The following is an 18,097-nucleotide window of genomic DNA, read 5'->3' as shown; positions in this document are numbered from 1 at the left end:
TGAGGTTAGGTCGATGTCACTCCCTGCTGATCTCTTGTAAGGGACTCGGCGGCATGGGCTGGACGTATTTTAAACGATACCGAATGGAGATCGACTTGCAAAATCGCGTCCTGGAAGAGCCCGCGGTACCCGAGGGGTACACTTTTCTGCCGTGGCAGCAAGACTTGCTTGACATTCATGCTCGGGTGAAACACATCAGTTTTCGAGGAGAGATTGACGCCAACGTGTTCCCCTGCTTTCTCGATGAGTCAAGCTGCCGGCGACTGATGTGGGCCATCGTACGTAAGCCGGGCTTCCTTCCGCAGGCAACCTGGTTGGCCGTGTTTCGGGGCCAATCTTCGCACGAAGAGGTCTATGAATATTGCGGCACGATACAGGGCATTTTGGATCCGAATACCGGGATTGGGAGTATTCAGAATGTCGGCGTCACTCCTCCGCACCGAAATCGAGGCGTGGGGCGAGGGTTGCTCTATCGCGCCTTAAGAGGATTTCAGGAAGCGGGGGCTCCGCGAGTCTTTCTCGAAGTGACCGCTGAAAATGAAGGGGCGATCCGCCTCTATCAACGCGTGGGATTTGTCGTCACGCAAACCGTTTACAAAGTTGCCGAGCTCCCAGTCCCCCGATAAAATAACGCCTGCCAAAATCGACATGGCACCACGTTGGTAAAGGGTCTTATTGCTGTTCTTGATTTACCCAGCAGAGGGAGATCGCTGATGTCGCTCGACCGACGTTCCTTCCTAGCCAATACAGCCACCGTTAGTGCAGGATTATGGCTTGAAAGTCACCTCGCGGCACAGCGGCTAGCACACGCGAACGTAGGCAGTTTTATAACCGACCCGGTCGCGCTCGTTCCTCTTGGGAAGCACCTCAAAGCGACGCGCATCGGGATTGGCTTCGGAATGAGGGCGTTCAACCGCCAATCCAATCTCACGCGTCGCGGACTGGATCATGCGGAGCGAGTCGTTCGCTATGCGTATGATGCGGGCATCCGGTTGTTCGACAACGCCGACCTTTACGGTTCCCATCAGTATGTCGCCCGGGCATTGCGCGACAAACCGCGAGACAGCTACGTCCTTGTGACGAAGGTCTGGTTCCATCCGTCGGGTATTCCCGCGGAAGACCGCACCGACGCCGATGTGGCGGTCAAACGCTTCCTGAAGGAGCTTAACACCGATTACATCGATCTGGTTCAGATCCACTGCATGATGAACGGTCAATGGACCGACACGATGAGACGGCAGATGGACTTGCTGGAGGATCTCAAGCAGAAGGGGCTGATTCGGGCGCACGGCGTTTCCTGCCATGCTGTTTCCGCGCTGGAGGCAGCGGCTGAGTCAGATTGGGTGGACGTTGTGCACGCCCGCGTCAATCATTTGGGCACGAAAATGGATGACAAGCCCGAGGTCGTGATGCCGGTACTGAAACGCATTCACGATGCGGGGAAGGGTGTCATCGGGATGAAAATTGTTGGCGAAGGGGCGTTCCGCAACGATCCTGCCTTGCGTGACCGAGCGATTGAGTTCGCTCTTCGTTCCGGGTGCGTGGATGCACTGATCGTGGGATTCGAGCTACCCGAAGAGATTGACGACTTCAAGCAACGTGTGGCCAGCACCCTGGAAAGATTGGCCAGCGTGGCCTAGCGCCGGAATTGTCACATTGAATCTACTGTTTCGCCACAATAAATGCTGGGACCGCTGATCGTTCGTGTAGTTGGGCAAGACGACGTCTGCTTGGTGCCAAGTCACACTGTCGCGCATGGTAAGGAGAACCCGGGCCGGGTGGAATGGGATCCATTTTTAAAATCCGCCCGGCGGCCGTGCGAGTCCGCGGCGACCTGTCGGTGACTTCAGCCTATGAATCGACTGACGATGAGGCTGATATTTTGGCCCCCAAAGCCGAAACTGTTACTGAGGGCGATATCGCACTTGGCTTCGCGGGCAACGTTGGGCACGTAATCGAGGTCGCATTCAGGATCGGGCGTTTCGTAATTGATGGTCGGAGGGAGGACGTTGTCCCGAATGGCAAGCAGACAGATGATCAGTTCTGTGGCGCCGGCGGCCGCGATGAGATGCCCCATCATGCTCTTCGTGCTGGAGACCGGCAGTTTGTACGCATAATCGCCGAAGACCTTTTTGATAGCGAGAGTCTCGACCTTGTCATTAACCACCGTGCTTGTGCCGTGGGCATTGATATAATCCACGTCTTCCGGGTTGATGCCCGCATCCTTCAGTGCCATTTGCATGCAGCTTATAGCACCGCGGCCCTCGGGATGGGTGTCGGTAATTCGGTAGGCGTCAGCCGTTGTGCCGTAGCCGATGACTTCTCCATAAATTCGCGCCCCTCTGCGCTTGGCGTGCTCGAGTTCCTCCAAAATGACCATACCGGCCCCCTCACCGAGAACGAATCCATCCCGATTGCGGTCGAACGGCCGGGACGCCTTTTGCGGCGGATCGTTCTGGGTGCTCAGCGCCGTGAGGAGGCAGAAGCCTGTGACGCCGAAGGGGTGGATCATTGTATGGGTGCCCCCGGAAAGCATGATGTCGGCTTCGCCGCGCCGAATAATCTCCACAGCTTCGCCGATTGCTTGACTGCTCGCGGCGCATGCCGTCAAACAGTTCATATTCGGACCTTGGGCATTAAACAATCCGGCGAGGTGTCCCGCCGGCATATTGGGTTCCTGTTCCAGCTCTTCAATCGGATGGAGGATTTCAAGCCCTTTTTTAGTAAACTTGACGACGTCCAGCTCGCCATCCGACAGGGCGGCCACCATCATCTGGGTGAAGCGATGGAAATCCTGCTGTCCTTCGCCGCTGCCGGTATAGACCCCAAATCTCGTGGGATCGATCTTCGCAGAATCAAGCCCTGCATCCAGCCATGCCTTTTTCGCAGCCCCGATAGCGAAATGCGTGTGACGTCCCTGGAACTTCCACTCTTCGGGGTTCTCGCCGACGTCGGCCAGGCTCCAGTTTTTCACCTCCGCCGCAATCCTTGTAGGAAAATGGCTGGCGTCGAAAAGGGTGATGTAGTCGATGCCTGACTCGCCGTTGAGAAGGCGGCGCCAGACAGTCTCCAGATCCGCACCGAGCGGAGTCACCATTCCCATTCCCGTAATGACAACGCGGCGCCTCATGGAGCTCGCTCCGATTATCTCCCAGCGGATTCTACAATTTCCAATGGCCGCCGATAATTGTGCGGGACCTCCATTAGCAGCTTCATTGATAGGCCATCAGGATCAGATAACCGATCGTATTTTAAATGAAATGATATGCTATAACGTGGCAATACGCTTGTCCCAAGCACCCGTCTACACCGTTTCCTCAGGAGGCTCCTTAAGGGGGGATCCGTCGGCCGCTTTGCCCACTTCGTAGGCCCGAAGGATTCGCATCATATGCGTCAGCGTACCGGGATCAAAGAGTTCCCGGTTATTGAAGTCCTCACCCAGATGGGCAAACACCAGTTCCATCTCGGCCTGAAGTATTTCCCCCTTGTGACTTGTTGCCTTGACAACCGCTCCGTGGGGATGGATGTGCTCAATGGTGGCCGTGTAAGTGAGCACGTCGCCAGGCACAGCTTCGCAATAAAACTTGGCGTGGGGGACCTTTGCCAGCACCACTTTCAGCCTGAACTGGTTGTATTCCCCCACCAGCAACCCGCCTGTCTGGGCCACGCCTTCAATGACCAGGCTATTGGGCATGACAGGATAGCCGGGGAAGTGATCGTGAAGATATTCCTCGGCCAGGGATACATTCTTAATTGCCCTGGCCATCCGCCCACTGTGAAATTCAATAAATCGATCAATCCAATACCACCGCATGTGCGCACTCAACGTCTGAAGAACGGCCCTATAGTGGGGCGAACCCGTTCGCAGCTTCCCCGGGACGAGGGCCGATTGTCAAGCAGAGGCCTGGCCCTCCTGTTGCTGAAGCTTCAGCTCCACAAACCGGCACATATCTCGCACCGTCAGGAGATTGGCAAAATCCTGAACGAGGGGATTTCTCGCGAATTGATCCAGCTCAGCAAACGGCATACGCTTGCGGAGTTCGGCGAGTCCCGCCTCGGTGAATTTGCCATCTTTGACGTACTCTGGATTGGTCAGAACATCCTCCGGGAACAATTCACCGCGCGGGATTTTGATATTGAATGTCTTTTCCAGCTTGAACACGATGTCGAGGAAGTCGATCGACTCGGCACCGAGGTCCCCTACCAGTGTGGCCTCGGGCTTTACCTCATCCTCATCCACGGCCAGTGCGTCCACAAGCACCTCGCGAACCTTTTGATAAATCTCCTCCTGGGTGAGCATTGCAGTCTCCCTTTGGCCAATCCGAAACCTATCGAATCCACATTTCCACGTTCCCCCGGCAGCCGTGTGGGATGAACGCTGTCCGACTACCGGGACGTCCTCATGTGTGTCAATTCCCTTGGAATTTGCGTGCGAGCGAAGGACCCCAGTGCAGGGATGTCTTATTATAAGTCGTTTCAATAGCCGCCCAAGCTCAGCCCCCCATCGACACGAATAATTTGGCCGGTGATGTAGGAGGCTTCATCGCTGGCCAGGAATGCCACAAGGCGAGCAACTTCCTCAGGAGTGCCCACTCGCCGCATGGGAATGATTTCTTTTATTTTGGCCCCGGCAAGCCCTCTGACCGCTTCGCTCATATCGGTTTCTATCATACCCGGGGCGACCGCATTGACGCGGACCCCACGAGCAGCAAACTCTTTCGCGAGAGCGCGGGTCAGCCCATTGATCCCCCCCTTGCTGGCGGCGTAATTAGCCTGGCCACGCGAAGAAAACTCAGCGGCCGTGCTGGAGAGATTGACGATGCTCCCCTGACGTTGCGAGAGCATCGGCTGAGCAACCGCCCGGCAGCAGTTAAATGTTCCCGTCAAATTCGTTTCCAATACGTCCCGCCACTGTTCGTCTGTCATCGTCCCCACGAGCCCATCGCGGATGACACCCGCCGAATTCACCAGTACATCGATTTTGCCCCGCTCATTAAGAATTTTTTCCACAATCTCTTGAATTCGCGCAGCGTCACGGACGTCGGCTTGCTCAGCGCGAACCTTAGCCCCCTCAGCACTGAGTTCGTTCACCACCGCTGCCGCTGCCAACTGATTGGACTGATACAAAAACCAGACTTCCGCACCCTCCCGTGCCAGTTGAAAAACGCAGGCTCGGCCAATTCCTCGGGAGCCCCCTGTCACCAACGCAACCTTATCTTCAAACCGATGCTTCATGTGTTGCCACCGATTTCTGAATTGAGAGCATCCGATTTAATCCAGACTGTGCAGCCTCTGCAGGAAAACAGCATGCTCATCGTTGTATCCACGGCCGTTGACCTTGCCCAATTTTTGGGTGCCATCGTTCAAAGCGCCACGACGGAGCCATGTGGTACTCTGAAAGTCAGGTACTTTTGAGCATGACCGACTGACCGCCCAACTGCGACCCCGTAGATGAATCCGTCTCTTTTGCGGGTACGCCTTTGGATAGTTTGTCACCACCCAGCAGCAACCCCAGGAGTTTCCGCATGTCTCTTTTTACCGAATCATCCAAACTTGCGCAGGTGGGATCGCGTTCAGCCAGGTTGTATCGTTCCATTACGAGACGAGCGCTAACGGTCGTTTTGCCGTCGAGGATTCCCTCTGCCTGCACCTCAGTGAGTCGCCCGTCGTCTCGAATAATTTCCGCCCTGACCCGGAGAACCTGGCCCGGCTCTACAAATTGTCCAAAACGGACACGTTTTGCCTCTTTCAATACCACGATGCTGTGGGCAAAGTCTTCAGTTATTCGCACCAGCCATGCGGCAGCCTGGGTGAGGGCTTCGAGCATCAAAACACCAGGCAAAACAGGAAAGTTAGGAAAGTGATCCGCGAGATACTCTTCGCAAAGCGAGAGCGCTTTTACCGCGGTAATTTCTTTACCAGGCTTGACGTCGATAATCCTGTCAACCAGTGAAAACCGCATGGCAAGACGGTCCGTCAGTGTGACAATGGTGCGTTTTGTAGGAAAATCACCGGGGCCTCACTCGCACCGTTGCGCGGGACTGTAAAAACATTGAGTATACAGGGTAGCCCTATCTGTCACAACCGATGTTTCTTGCCCGTATTGTTTGGCCCCACAGAACTTTACGGAGTCCCCTAAATTGGTTGGACTTATTCCACCATAAAGGCCAACACACAGTGCATTCAAGGTCGCCCGACTTTGAATGCTCTGAGCTCGGATCGAGCTTCCAACGCCCATTTGTCCCAGCCGGAATTGCCCCCCGACTGGATGATTTATCGCCTATCAAAAATGTGTTATCAATTTCGTTCGTATAAGCGGCAAATCTGGTTCATCCCGCCAAATCCTCTAATCTAATACAATCGCCCCGTCCGATACAGTCCTTGAGGGAAAGTGGCGGTCTTTCCACATGGCCGGATTGACTACTCCCTATTTCAGAGGAGTGAGGGGATGAGGCTGAGCGCTTTTTGCCTTTCGATCGTTTTGGCGTGCACGCTGGGCCAGGCCGTGGCATTGAGCGACACGTCGGATCGGCCTCTCGGACTGCTTGATCGAATCGAAAATTTTGGCCAAAAGCTTTTCTCTGGAATACGACCGGTAAGAAAAACGCAGACGTCTGATGAGCAAACCGAGACGGCGGAGCCATCCCCTCCCAGGCGAGCTGGTTCAGCTTTCGTTGACGAAGATAAGACCCCGCTGACTCCGCAACCTGATCCACTTGTCACGGGTGAGGCATCTCGCACCGCGGTCCCGACAAACGCTCGCCCGACCGGTGGACCGACGCCTACTGGGGCAGCGCTGCCTGCCCGATCAGACGAGCCGCATCTGGCTCAGTCGGTGTTACAGGGTAACCCCAAGGATTCCGGCGCGAGCTCTATGCCTCAACGGTCCACGCCAGCCACTTCCACCGATGAGAGCCCTGCGCGGGCACCGCTGTACCAGCGGTTGATGGGATACCGCCAGTCACCGTTTACCTCGAGTAGAACTTTGGCAACACCGCCGGCCGAAGCGCATCAGACTGCCATCGGCGCAAATCCGACGGGCCCGCAACAGCCGGTTGGTTCGGCTCCCCCGGAGGCGCCCGTCCGCGCAGTGACGACAACAGGCAAGGTGGCCTCAGCCGATCAACCGAGACATTCACCGGTACCACTTGCGGATCGGGCCAGTATACCTGAGGGGAACAGCCCAGCGGCCGCTCCTGCACATGGGGCGGTGGGCGGTGCGGTTCCCTCCGAAAGCCGTGTCTGGCCGCAGACCGCGGCCGCGCCACCAGTGGAATCAACCTCAGTCCAGCCACCACGGCCGACTCATGCGACGTCTCCCGTCGTACAGACTCCGGTGTCCGGGCAATCCCTGGTCCCAAATGCTTCGCAGGTGTCGGATAGCTCCCGAGGTGTAAGCCCTCCGCCTACCGGAAACAGTGCTGGTACAGGAAACGAGCAGACTTTGACTGTTGCCGGCAGGAGCTCTCCGACACTCGCCAAATCACCGACTTCTGTGCGGGGCGGCGAAGATTTGGCCTCGTCGGCGGCCCCACCACCTGCCAGGTCCACGGAGCACCGGACGATTGGAAGTGTTTCCGGGGGTTTGAGTGGTCCCGTTCTCGCCGTAAACACGGTGGGGCCAGAAAGCATCACTTTGGGAAAACCCGGTAGTTACGAGATACACCTGAAAAACCAGGGTGGACGCGAGGCGAATGCCGTTCGAGTAACCGTTGCGATTCCGCGATGGGCTGAGGTGGTGGGTTTTGAAGCATCCGCAGGGGATACGGCAACGACACCCGATGCGAATGGTACGACCCTGGTTTGGACTCTCCCGACGGTTGGCGCAGGCAAAACGGAAAAGCTTTCTTTGAAGTTAATTCCGCGGGAAAGCCAAACAATTGATCTGGCCATTCAGTACACATTCGCTCCGCCCCGTACAGAGGCGAAAATCGAAGTGCGGGAGCCCAAGCTCCAGGTCGATGTGGAGGGTCCGCACGACGTCCTGTTTGGACGCTCCGAAGTCTATCGCCTGGTTGTCTCCAATGTCGGTTCGGCCGAAGCAGAAGACGTTACGGTTGCCATTCAACCGCTGAACAAGGCGCAAAAGGATCCCATCAAGCAGCTCCTGGGCAATCTGGCGCCGGGACAGAAACGGATCATCGAACTGGAGCTGGTGGCTCGCGAAACCGGCAAGATGCTTTTGAGCATCGACGCCACAGCGGCGGGAAATATCGCGGCCCGTGCTGATCACGAGATCGCAATCGTCAAGCCGGATCTGAGTGTCTCTGTCAGTGGCCCGAGCCTCCAGTTCGTGGGTCAAAGCGACGAGTATGTTGTAACCGTGGAGAATCCCGGAACCGCTCCTGCGGAGAATGTGCGGGTACAACTTCGTCATTCGAGTGCAGTCGAACCCGTTCGAAACGCTTTACAGGGGGCCCGAATCGATGATCATCTCATCAGTTGGACAATCCCGACCCTTCCGCCCGGAGATAAGCAGAGTTTCCAGATACCCTGTCGGTTCCTGGCCGACGGAGAAGCACGCCTGATGGTGGAGGGTGTGGCGGAAGGTGGACTGACGGCTGAATCATCGTTGGTGACGGTCGTCCAGGCTGTCCCCAATCTGGTGCTTGATGTGGAGGGCCCAGGTCGTCCGCTTCCTGTTGGCCAGGAAGGAACGTATCGCATCGTGGTCGAGAACAAAGGAAGCAAGGCAGCGACTGATGTCTTTGTGGTCGGCTTTTTCTCGGAGGGGATCGAGCCTATTGCGGCGGAAGGAGCTCCTCACAAGATTCTGCCGGGTCAAGTGGTGTTCGAAAAAATTGAAGAAATCGCCCCTGGCCAGAAACTTGTGCTCACCGTCCAAGCCCAAGCTCAGCAGCCGGGGAACCATATCTTCCGAGCGGAGGTTCGCTGTCCCAGTGCAGCGACGCAACTTGCTTTTGAGACGACCGCCCACTACTTCGATCCGGCGATTGCCACGCGGACTCCTGCACCACAGTCCGCGCAGGTTCGATGAGTTGGCCGCCACAACGGAGCCGACAACGTTCCGATAAAATCGGCAACCTTTTGGCCTAATCCGGCAGAAAACTTCGTTAACGTCGCCCAACGAACAATCCGACCAGGAAGCCGATGACGGCAGCACCGGCAGAAACACCTCCCACCAGTAACGGGTCAAAAGAGAAATAGTTCACAAGATAGCCGAACACGCTGGCCGCGAGGAGAAACACGGCTAGACACAGCAATCCGATCGTCACCACCATCCGACGCAACATGCGCCGGATGATCACGAGTTGTTCTGAGATCTCATGATTGCTTGCCGGATTGGTCACTGAACCGGCGCCAGTTTCTTGACTCGCCATGGCTTCGACCTTTTCTGTAAGTCCAGCGTGTCTCAATGCTCTGATGGACTTCGCGTCTTTCTTCAAGGTAGCGTGACCAACCGGAGGCGGATATTGCGGTAGGCCACCGGACCATGATCTCCCTGAAGCATAAGCGGTCCGAGCGGCTTTTCATCGGTAAAGTGCGAGGCTCGGGTAGGACCGGTGACTTCCACATTCTCGTGGATTAGAACGCCGTTGTGAATGACTTTGACGAATCGGGCATTTTCGATCTTTTTTCCCGAGGCATCAAACCGGGGCGCCCGAAAGATCACGTCAAAAGTTTGCCACTCTCCTGGTTTTTTGGCGGCGTTAACGCGGGGGGCATGCCCTTCATAACCCACCTGCGGTCCCCACCTCTGATAAATGCCACCGCAATCACTGTAGGTGGGTTTTTTCACACCCCAACTGTCGAAGATCTGGACTTCATACCGTCCCTGAAAATAGACGCCCGAATTGGATCCCTTCGGGACCATGAACTCGATGTGCGCGATCACGTCGCCATGTTCAACGATGGTGAAAAGGTCGACAGTTTTTCCGGAAGGACCGTTATAGAGGATCCCCTGGCCCGGTTTCACCGCCAGTCGCTGGGGTTGCTGGGGGTCCATAATGGCCTCACCCACAATGGCCCACTCACCGTGCGGCTCACGCCAGGCTGATAAGTCCTCCATGCTGATGACAATCGTCTTCTCTCCGGTCGCCGATGCCGGTTGTGGTTCCTCCGAACGGCCACCCGGCGGACTCAGCAGGATAGCCAGCAAAGATCCTAAGATGACCACCATCTTCCAGGGAGTACACAAGCCGCATTGTTTCGTCATAACGCACCTCCCGTTTGGTTTGCGCACGGTTGCCACTGCCGAACATCCGCCTATTTAAAAGCGCGGCTTGCGGCGCGTCAACAACGTGTCATCCCTAACCCATTCCCACTTTTGCAAAAACCCCCGAGTGGCCACCGCGTAACGTATGGTACGGGCAGCTCATGTGTTGCCCCTATTGGCGGTACGGCCACCGCGCAAAATTCGGTGGGTAAGGGCGATTCATGAATCGCCCCTCCTGTACGACTACGCACCGAAGCGAGAAGGACGAGCGCGGTCGGTGAAATGGATTATTCAATGTCGCAATATGGACATGACACGCACGTCGCTTCGGAGAGAATATCACTTCTGAACAAGGCCTGTCGAGGTGGACGTGGTTTTCTACCGGCAGAGCAAACCTCTGGATGGGTCGAATGGTGGCCTTCTGGACAAACGATCGTTTATCACTCATAATCCCGCTTAACCTTGGTGTTGACAGTTAAGCGGGCCCTGGGAATAGCGCGGTAGAGTGTTGGAAATTCTCTGAGAAAAGGAGCGAGGAATGAGTGACGCCAACGCCACTCCCAATCGCGAGAAGTGGTATCGGTTGTTGACAGGCTACCACTGGTTTGTCCTCATCGTATGCACGGCTGGTTGGGCCTTTGATACCTTCGATCAACAGCTTTTCAACCTGGCCAGGCAGCCCGCTATTCGTGATCTTCTGGGAACGGCGACACCCGATGTCGTCAACTTCTACGGGGGCTTGGCGACAGCCGTCATGCTCGTCGGTTGGGCGACCGGAGGGATCGTATTTGGCATCATGGGTGACAAAATTGGTCGGGCCAAGACGATGCTGCTCACTGTGGGTTGCTACTCATTGTTCACGGGGTTGTCTGCATTCAGTTTTGGGTTGTGGGATTTTTTACTCTATCGTTTCATTGCTGGTTTGGGGATTGGCGGTCAGTTTGGACTTGGGACAGCGATTGTTGCAGAGACTCTGCCGGATAGAGCGAGACCACATGCTCTCGGATTTCTACAGGCTTTTTCCGCAGTGGGAAATATCTCCGCCGGACTGGTTGGGATTCTGTTTTCTCAGCTTCTGCTGGCGGGATATATTTCCGGCCAGACGTGGCGATGGATGTTCGGGGTGGGTGTTCTTCCGGCCGTGCTCATCGTTTTTATCATGTTCTGGTTGAAAGAGCCGGAACGTTGGAAGCAGGCAGTGGCCGAGGGAAAAGCGGCAAAACAGAAAGCCGGTTCTTTGGTCGAATTGTTCGGTGATCCTCGCTGGCGGGTTCGGGCGATCGTGGGGATTATCCTCGCAGCAGCCGGTGTCATCGGTCTCTGGGGCATCGGGGTCTTCGGCGTGGATTTGGTGCAGTCAATTTTTCGGGCCAACATCACGGAAGAATATCGAAAGCAAGGAGCTTCCGAGAAGGATCGACAGTTTGTGGCTCTCGTGTTCCAGACACCGGGTGCACTGGAGAAAGTGGCCGAGGCAGGGATTTCACCCCGCGATCTGATCGGTGAAAGTCCAGAGGATCATGATGCCCAGTATCTTTTGGCCGCCGCTTTAACACTCGTCGCTCAAGGGGAACCGGTGACCCTCGAAAACGCGTTGCGGCTGCTCGATCAGCCATGGTCGGACGACGGTTCGGTTCTGGCGAAGCTCGATCGGAAACGACAATCTCAGACGCCGGAAGACCGGGAACGCCGACGCGGTTTTGTGACGGAGGCCGATATTTCTAATGCTTCGCTAGCCGACCATATCGCGCGAATTCAGGAGCGGACTAAAAACATCGGTGGGTATGTGCAACGCTGGGGAAGCATTCAGCTCCTCTTATTCAATATCGGCGCGTTTTTCGGTATTTATGCCTTCAGTATGGTAACGGACAAGTTAGGTAGAAAGTGGACGTTCGCCATCTTTTTCCTGTTTGCTATGGTCGTCACAGCGTTTGTCTTTCTGACTATGCGACGCTGGAGCGATGTTTTGTGGATGGCGCCGTTGATGGGGTTTGCGCAGCTTTCTGTATTTGGAGGCTACGCGATCTACTTCCCCGAGCTGTTCCCCACCAGATTGCGGAGCACCGGCACATCGATGTGCTACAACATCGGCCGCTACGTGTCCGCATTCGGGCCGTTCCTTCAGGGCTATCTGAGCGGCGTCGTGTTCGCCAACTTTGCGGAACCGATGCGGGTGGCAGGGGCCACAATGTGTCTGTTCTTCCTTCTTGGGATTCTCGTACTTCCTTTCGCGCCAGAAACCAAGGACCAACCACTTCCCGAGTGACGATTCGCCCACTAGAAGCGACCATCGCAGTGGGCTGGCGGTAAGAGCACGCTGACGTGGGATTTCCTCCTGGGGGATGGATTGCGGGAGGGTGAGGCGGTTGGCAGAACATTGCCAAATGGCCGAGTTGCGCAAAGTACGGGGTTCGCTCAGAGAGCCAATAGCTATCGTTTATTCTTTAACGGAGAAGCGCAGTATGAAGAGCTATACGGAGTACCTCACATTCAATATTCCCAAGCGAATGGATTTTGTGAATATTACGAGGCAGGTAGAAGAAGCCGTCAAAAAAAGCGGTGTGAAGGAGGGGCTTTGCCTGGTCAATGCCATGCACATTACCGCGAGCGTCTTCATAAACGATGATGAACCCGGTCTCCACGAAGATTATAAACGCTGGCTGGAAAAACTGGCTCCGTATGATCCCTCGCCCGAGACGTATCACCATAATCGGACAGGCGAGGATAACGGGGATGCCCATCATAAACGGCAAATCATGGGTCGGGAAGTTGTGGTGGCGATCACCAATGGGAAACTTGACTTCGGCCCATGGGAGCAAATTTTTTATGGAGAATTTGACGGGCGCCGTCCCAAACGCGTGCTGATCAAAATCATCGGCGAGTAAATCTGCAACGTCTGGTAGGCTATCAAGGGCATACCGGCGCTGACTGTTGCACAGAGTTGGTCTTATTGAGTATCAGCACGAAAGCTGAAGAAAACGGCCTCCGCCATAGGGAACTGGAATTCGAAGCGGTTTCCATCTCCAAGGTTGTGGCCGGTACGTTCATCCCGCACATCACGGACGGTCCGGTTTAATTGAACAGTAATGGGGATTGTGCGCGTCTTGAGTGAAGTTGCACCGGTTGCCCCAAACATGGAGCCGGTCACCGGAGCGTTTTGAACCACGAACACGAAGACCCTGCCGCCGTTTTTCCAGTAGCAGGTCTCGATATTAGCAGGCCGCCGGCCCTCGCTTGTCACCTGGATCCACGGGCGAACGCCCGCCTCAAAGATGGGCGCCACGAAAGGCACGCGAGACTTCTCGTCGGCGGTGCCTTCTTCCCGGTACTGGAGGTAGCGTTGGGGGGATAGATTCAGGTAAACCGCCGTGCCATTTCCGACCTTCTTGACATTCAAAACAGGAAGCCGCTTTTCCGCAACGGCGTAACCATCGTGGATCTGGCAGGAAATGGTGGTGAACAGTTCCCGGTACGATTTGTAGTTGTAGGCTGCATCCTGGTCGGTCTCCACCCAAAATCTCTCGCCGAAGAAATCTTGCGCCCGCTCAGTTCCGTCATGAGTAACGCCGAAGAGATCATCGAGAGCTCCTCGCGCTCGTGCTTTGCCATGCTGATCGAATAGACCGCAGCAAAAGTCGGCGATAACCGTTCCGCCTCGCAAGCAGAATTCACGGATTCGCTGAGCCTCGGCATCAGACAGGGCATAACAGGCAGGAAGGATAAGAACGCGATACTCATCAGGGATGCCATGAAGAACGACGCTATCGTAAGAGATAAACGAGTATTGCAGGCCACTATCTGTAAGAATATATTCCCAGGCCTTGCGGACCAAATGGGACGTACCCAATCGGTGGTCGTTGCCCCGATTGACCCACGTGCGACCGTGTGCTTCGCTATCCAGGCACCATGAAACCTGAATTGAGGGATGGGAGTAATAAATGGCAATCCCGTCATGAACCCACCGGGCACCCACGAGTTTAGGTCCCTGAATCTGGCCCAACTCTTTCAAAGTCGAGCGATATTCGTAAAGCCAGGGGCGCGGCTTTGTGCCCTCGAACCAGCCTTCCACCCAGCCGATCATGCCCCGATTTCCATGGGCGAAGTAGTACCAGCTCTGCCACACATCGTTGGCCGTTCCTCGCTGGTCAGAGTGAAAATGCGTTGTAACTTGTGGAATACAATTCTGTGGATTAAAGGAGCGAATGATGGCCTGCGAGGAACCCAGATCGTACGCTTCGATGAATTGGATCTTTTTCATCAATTTGGCATAATCGTATCCGCCCCACATATTCGGCGCTTGGCCACCTACGAAGCCACAGGGGGTTTCTGGATCGGTTTCATTGGCTACTTCGACCAGCCGTCCCAAAAAGTTCGCCCACACTGAATCGTTGTACGTAATGCGGTCCAAAAGGGGCGATAGATCGATGTCTTTGAGTTGGCTTTTTAACTGAGGCAGTATTGCATCCGGGGTAACAAATTGGGCTTTGGGCCCCTTGCCTCCGTAGTAGTAGTCCAGCCAGCGTTGATAGGCTTCGTCGTCGGCGTGAACCCTCCAGGGGAGGGGAACCACGAAGATGCCCCACGAAATTTCGTCGTCCAAAGCGTAAGCCACGCGCATCGGACTCTGACGAAGTCGTGTGACCCGCTCTCGCACAAGTGTGGAAAGCTTTGTGAAAAGTGCATCGTCCAACGGTTTCAGTCCTTCTCGATCCTGACGGATTGCCCGGGCATCACGTTGAAAGGCCTGAAAACGCGATCGCTGGTTGGCGTCGCGCAGATAAAGGTAGCCCTTTCCGGCAGTGTGGTCGTTGTAAAAACGAAGATTCCACTTCTCAAGCCACTCGAACGGACCATCGCCGTGGTCTGTGAAGCCGCCATTGATTCCGAACTCACGGCAGAATAGTCCACCTTCGTCGCCTGTTCCAATTGTCCACTGATAGCGCCAAGGCATATACAGCCAAGTGTCCCATCGAGAGGTGAGGATTGTTCGGTCATGTTTCACGGGCTGGAACTCGGGAGCTGTTGCGATATAGCGGTAGTACGGGTCATCCAGAGGCTCGTCGCTTATTGCGGGGAGACTCGCCAACATGGATAGAAGTATAGTCCCACAATATACAACCAAGGACGACCTGGATCGGTTCATTGGATTTCCTCAGCAATTCCGTAACTTGAAACCCTGAAGATAAATAACCGTATAATAACCGCATAAAAATCAGTATTTGCGACCAGTAATTGTTTTATGGTCGCTTGTATACCTGTCTGACAGCCGCTGCTCTGCCAGTGAGCACATTAGTAACCGGGAGTGCCAGATGCTCCGGAGGTGCTGGTCACCTGTCCTTTGGGCACCGGCCGGTAAAGCGGAAGATGGCGGTAGTACTCCTGGAGAATCATTAAGGCCAGAGAGGTTGCGTAAATTCGGCCGCCGCGATTACCCCAATCTGTTCCCTCGGGGCTCCAACTTCCCTCGCGATGACCAGAGGTCTCCTGGGTGTGAATAAGATGTTCGCGCATCCGGTGGTTCCACAGATCCCACTCCTCACCTTCCATATGGTGGAGTACCTGGGTCGCATAGTAATAGTAATAAAGCTGCCCTGCCGATTGAGCCTCTTTTGGAGGTAACTGGGTCATTAATTTGCGACATCCGGCCAGCAAGTGCGGATTGTCCTTTGGCCAGCCCAGATATTGTCGCGTCAAAAGGCCACAGGCTGTCAGTGACATCTTTGAAGGCTGGCCGGGCTGGTAACAATATTCTGAGAGCTTATACGGCTCAGGCCCCACAGCGCAGGAGTCCAGGAATCGCGATGCTCGCGATAAGGGCAGGTTATCGATTCTCAATCCGGCCAATTGGCCGCTGCGAATGGCCAGGAACACCCAGCCGACAACGGACATGTCGCCTGCCTCACGAAAGCCATAGCGCCACCCGCCCTCTTTGTGCTGGGCGTTCATGAGATACTTGATTGCCCGCTGGGCCGCAATCTGAATACGTTCATCCCCTGAAAGGCCATAGGCTTCACAAAGGGCCATTGTTGCGATGGCATGGGCATACGTATTCCCGCCCAAATAGCCATCCTTTTCAGACTTTGGATCGACCGTCTGCACACGAATGAGGTAGAACAACCCTCGGCGGACACCGTTTCGGTAACGTGCTAGCTCGGGGGGCTCTTCCGGCGAACTCTCGTGCGTCACACCCGCTCCTAGGAAGGGCAGAAGCGCAAGCCCTGTTGCCCCGGTGTCGCTATCGACAATGTCTTTTTCCTTTTCGGCATCCAAATGGCAATCACAGCTTGGATTGGTTCGGCCGTAATCCTTCAATGACCATCGACCATCGACTTCCTGGTGGGCTGCTAGCCATCGCAAGCCACGGAGCACGGCCTGTTCAGATTCCGGGGTACCACCGTACGCATCGCACAGAGCCGCCTTGCTCTTGGCCGTCAGTCTGCCACCAAATGATCCCCGGCGGAAAAGAGGAGCAATCTCGGGATCATAACCGATTTCCGCGGGAAGAAAGCCTTTACCCAATTCCTTGGCTACCCGAACGACAATGGCGTCGCGGAAGTCTGCCCCATTCCCTCTAGCCTGAACCCACACGGACCGTACCCGCTCATGGGCCTGCGGATTGACGGAAAAGTGGAATTTCACGGATGTGGCGCCTGCTGGAACTTCGGAGGCGGTGAGAGTTACGCCCTCAGGAAGATTTTCAAACGTGAACGTAATTGGGCCCGCGTACCCGTTGCGGCGAATCGGTATATCGACGTCACGGCTTTCCCCAGGTTTCAAGGTGACAACACGAAAACAATCCACCGCGAAGAGGTTTTTGCGGATTACCAATTTAATCGGGCGAGCTGCCGTCCTAGCCCCCGCTGCAAGGACCACCTGTGCGGAGAATTCGCCTTCTTTCGCCTCGGTCCCGGCTTTGAGTTGCAGAGTAACCTTCTGAGCGTCATCTGGCACGCTCACAGGTTCGCCGATCACACCTTCGGGGAGCTGCTCCACACGCAGGCTGAGCGGACCTGTGTAACCTTTTCGATCCAACTCAATTTGGATGGGAACTTCTTCCCCCGGTTTCAAATACAACTGGCCTGGCATTTTCCAGTCCGGTAAAGGAGTTTTGGGGACATGGATGGCTACATTCTGCGAGGCTCTGTCGCTTCCCAGGGTGGCACGCACTTCAGCCACCGCAGTGAGCTCGTTTTCCCCTAGTGAGGTATCTGCTAAGAGGACGAGTTCAGTTTCCGACTGCCCGTCTGGAATGTCTCCGATTTTCGCGTGAATCCCTTGGGGGAGATTGCTAACCTCCAGCTTGATGGCCCCCGTTCGGCCCTTCCGATCGACCCGAACTTTGCGTGAGACATTTTCACCGGGTCGGAGCGTAACGCTGTCAATCGGTGCAATCGCCATCGGTTCTTGCGGTTGAGCAGCGGATGGTTGCGGCTCCGCCGCGAGCGGCTCCACCTCTTCAACTTGGACTGGGGATTGAGATCTTCGGCAGCCTGAAGCTAGCCCAACAATAACAAGCACACCCAGGAGTGTAACGAGAATGCCAATAGTGTGCGGCAATTGTTTTGCGGAACAACCCGAGGTGCTCTTTCTGCCCGCTGGCCTCTCGGACTTCATGAATGCATGCCGCATGGCCATACCCCCATGGTTAACCTGGTCAAACGGGACGGACGAGCGCTCTTCTGAGGACGAGTGATCCAGACGTCGGTATCCATTGTGCGGAACCGGGACAGCGTAGTCAAGGATTTGGTGAATTTTTCGTGATCGACTCAGGTGCCCGAGAGTATCACCGTCCTGTAATGAACTTGAAGAGCAGCACGGGTGACGGGAGACTGGGTGCACGCGAAGAGGCGGCTAACCGGTTTACCCAACCGTTACAGACCGCACAGGTGGTACCTTCAACCCGCCCATTTCTCTTAGATG

14 protein-coding genes are annotated in these 18,097 nt (G+C 55.5%); 5 read left to right on the top strand and 9 right to left on the bottom strand.

Annotation, left to right across the window (positions count from 1 at the left end):
* The first annotated feature begins 53 nt into the window (after positions 1-53).
* Together ABJK56_RS05920 and ABJK56_RS05915 are read left to right on the top strand one after the other, a co-directional pair.
* Complete coding sequence (locus ABJK56_RS05920) at positions 54-626, top strand: GNAT family N-acetyltransferase (protein WP_347243742.1); 573 nt, start codon at positions 54-56, stop codon at positions 624-626.
* Positions 627-713: 87 nt separating this feature from the next.
* Positions 714-1,640: an aldo/keto reductase gene (locus ABJK56_RS05915; RefSeq protein ID WP_347243741.1), complete on the top strand. Its 927-nt coding sequence runs from the start codon at positions 714-716 to the stop codon at positions 1,638-1,640.
* A gap of 206 nt (positions 1,641-1,846) precedes the next feature.
* Here ABJK56_RS05915 and fabF read toward each other — a convergent pair whose 3' ends face one another.
* The 5 genes from fabF to ABJK56_RS05890 form a co-directional block, all read right to left on the bottom strand.
* Entirely contained in the window at positions 1,847-3,130 is a 1,284-nt protein-coding gene (gene fabF, locus ABJK56_RS05910) for a beta-ketoacyl-ACP synthase II (protein ID WP_347243740.1), read from the bottom strand.
* Between the two features lie 174 nt (positions 3,131-3,304).
* A complete protein-coding gene (locus tag ABJK56_RS05905) occupies positions 3,305-3,814 on the bottom strand; it encodes a 3-hydroxyacyl-ACP dehydratase FabZ family protein (RefSeq protein WP_347243739.1) in 510 nt (169 codons plus the stop codon).
* A 78-nt stretch (positions 3,815-3,892) separates the two neighbouring features.
* Positions 3,893-4,300: an acyl carrier protein gene (locus tag ABJK56_RS05900; RefSeq protein WP_347243738.1), complete on the bottom strand. Its 408-nt coding sequence runs from the start codon at positions 4,298-4,300 to the stop codon at positions 3,893-3,895.
* A gap of 176 nt (positions 4,301-4,476) precedes the next feature.
* Positions 4,477-5,235, bottom strand: coding sequence for a 3-oxoacyl-ACP reductase FabG (gene fabG / locus ABJK56_RS05895; protein ID WP_347243737.1), 759 nt, complete (start codon positions 5,233-5,235; stop codon positions 4,477-4,479).
* A 166-nt stretch (positions 5,236-5,401) separates the two neighbouring features.
* Positions 5,402-5,962: a 3-hydroxyacyl-ACP dehydratase FabZ family protein gene (locus ABJK56_RS05890; RefSeq protein ID WP_347243736.1), complete on the bottom strand. Its 561-nt coding sequence runs from the start codon at positions 5,960-5,962 to the stop codon at positions 5,402-5,404.
* A 1,623-nt stretch (positions 5,963-7,585) separates the two neighbouring features.
* Between ABJK56_RS05890 and ABJK56_RS05885 the strand changes: the two genes are divergently transcribed.
* Complete coding sequence (locus ABJK56_RS05885) at positions 7,586-8,998, top strand: hypothetical protein (RefSeq protein ID WP_347243735.1); 1,413 nt, start codon at positions 7,586-7,588, stop codon at positions 8,996-8,998.
* A 76-nt stretch (positions 8,999-9,074) separates the two neighbouring features.
* Here the strand turns inward: ABJK56_RS05885 and ABJK56_RS05880 are convergent, their stop codons facing one another.
* Both ABJK56_RS05880 and ABJK56_RS05875 read right to left on the bottom strand, forming a co-directional pair.
* Positions 9,075-9,341: a hypothetical protein gene (locus tag ABJK56_RS05880; RefSeq protein ID WP_347243734.1), complete on the bottom strand. Its 267-nt coding sequence runs from the start codon at positions 9,339-9,341 to the stop codon at positions 9,075-9,077.
* 62 nt (positions 9,342-9,403) lie between these two features.
* The gene (locus tag ABJK56_RS05875) at positions 9,404-10,177 is read right to left on the bottom strand and encodes a DUF1080 domain-containing protein (RefSeq protein WP_347243733.1); all 774 of its coding nucleotides are present in this window, start codon (positions 10,175-10,177) and stop codon (positions 9,404-9,406) included.
* Between the two features lie 538 nt (positions 10,178-10,715).
* Here ABJK56_RS05875 and ABJK56_RS05870 point away from each other — a divergent pair.
* Both ABJK56_RS05870 and ABJK56_RS05865 read left to right on the top strand, forming a co-directional pair.
* Positions 10,716-12,443 carry an MFS transporter gene (locus ABJK56_RS05870; protein WP_347243732.1) on the top strand — a complete coding sequence of 576 codons (1,728 nt, stop codon included), beginning with the start codon at positions 10,716-10,718 and terminating at the stop codon, positions 12,441-12,443.
* A gap of 196 nt (positions 12,444-12,639) precedes the next feature.
* Complete coding sequence (locus ABJK56_RS05865) at positions 12,640-13,062, top strand: secondary thiamine-phosphate synthase enzyme YjbQ (RefSeq protein WP_347243731.1); 423 nt, start codon at positions 12,640-12,642, stop codon at positions 13,060-13,062.
* Positions 13,063-13,124: 62 nt separating this feature from the next.
* Here the strand turns inward: ABJK56_RS05865 and ABJK56_RS05860 are convergent, their stop codons facing one another.
* A complete protein-coding gene (locus ABJK56_RS05860; protein WP_347243730.1) occupies positions 13,125-15,266 on the bottom strand; it encodes a beta-galactosidase trimerization domain-containing protein in 2,142 nt (713 codons plus the stop codon).
* A gap of 200 nt (positions 15,267-15,466) precedes the next feature.
* Positions 15,467-17,806: a hypothetical protein gene (locus ABJK56_RS05855; protein WP_347243729.1), complete on the bottom strand. Its 2,340-nt coding sequence runs from the start codon at positions 17,804-17,806 to the stop codon at positions 15,467-15,469.
* Positions 17,807-18,097 lie beyond the last annotated feature (291 nt).

The organism is Thermogutta sp. (assembly GCF_039793925.1).
In the GTDB taxonomy this organism is placed as follows: domain Bacteria; phylum Planctomycetota; class Planctomycetia; order Pirellulales; family Thermoguttaceae; genus Thermogutta.
The sequence above is the reverse complement of the archived record's forward strand: the minus strand, read 5'-3'. Positions and strand labels throughout refer to the sequence as shown.

Excerpts from the sequence above, each read along its gene's own strand:
- ABJK56_RS05920 (WP_347243742.1), top strand. The coding sequence starts at position 54 with ATGGGCTGGACGTATTTTAAACGATACCGAATGGAGATCGACTTGCAA.
- ABJK56_RS05915 (WP_347243741.1), top strand. The coding sequence starts at position 714 with ATGTCGCTCGACCGACGTTCCTTCCTAGCCAATACAGCCACCGTTAGT.
- fabF (WP_347243740.1), bottom strand. The coding sequence starts at position 3,130 with ATGAGGCGCCGCGTTGTCATTACGGGAATGGGAATGGTGACTCCGCTC.
- ABJK56_RS05905 (WP_347243739.1), bottom strand. The coding sequence starts at position 3,814 with ATGCGGTGGTATTGGATTGATCGATTTATTGAATTTCACAGTGGGCGG.
- ABJK56_RS05900 (WP_347243738.1), bottom strand. The coding sequence starts at position 4,300 with ATGCTCACCCAGGAGGAGATTTATCAAAAGGTTCGCGAGGTGCTTGTG.
- fabG (WP_347243737.1), bottom strand. The coding sequence starts at position 5,235 with ATGAAGCATCGGTTTGAAGATAAGGTTGCGTTGGTGACAGGGGGCTCC.
- ABJK56_RS05890 (WP_347243736.1), bottom strand. The coding sequence starts at position 5,962 with ATGCGGTTTTCACTGGTTGACAGGATTATCGACGTCAAGCCTGGTAAA.
- ABJK56_RS05880 (WP_347243734.1), bottom strand. The coding sequence starts at position 9,341 with ATGGCGAGTCAAGAAACTGGCGCCGGTTCAGTGACCAATCCGGCAAGC.
- ABJK56_RS05875 (WP_347243733.1), bottom strand. The coding sequence starts at position 10,177 with ATGACGAAACAATGCGGCTTGTGTACTCCCTGGAAGATGGTGGTCATC.
- ABJK56_RS05870 (WP_347243732.1), top strand. The coding sequence starts at position 10,716 with ATGAGTGACGCCAACGCCACTCCCAATCGCGAGAAGTGGTATCGGTTG.
- ABJK56_RS05865 (WP_347243731.1), top strand. The coding sequence starts at position 12,640 with ATGAAGAGCTATACGGAGTACCTCACATTCAATATTCCCAAGCGAATG.
- ABJK56_RS05860 (WP_347243730.1), bottom strand. The coding sequence starts at position 15,266 with ATGTTGGCGAGTCTCCCCGCAATAAGCGACGAGCCTCTGGATGACCCG.
- ABJK56_RS05855 (WP_347243729.1), bottom strand. The coding sequence starts at position 17,806 with ATGCGGCATGCATTCATGAAGTCCGAGAGGCCAGCGGGCAGAAAGAGC.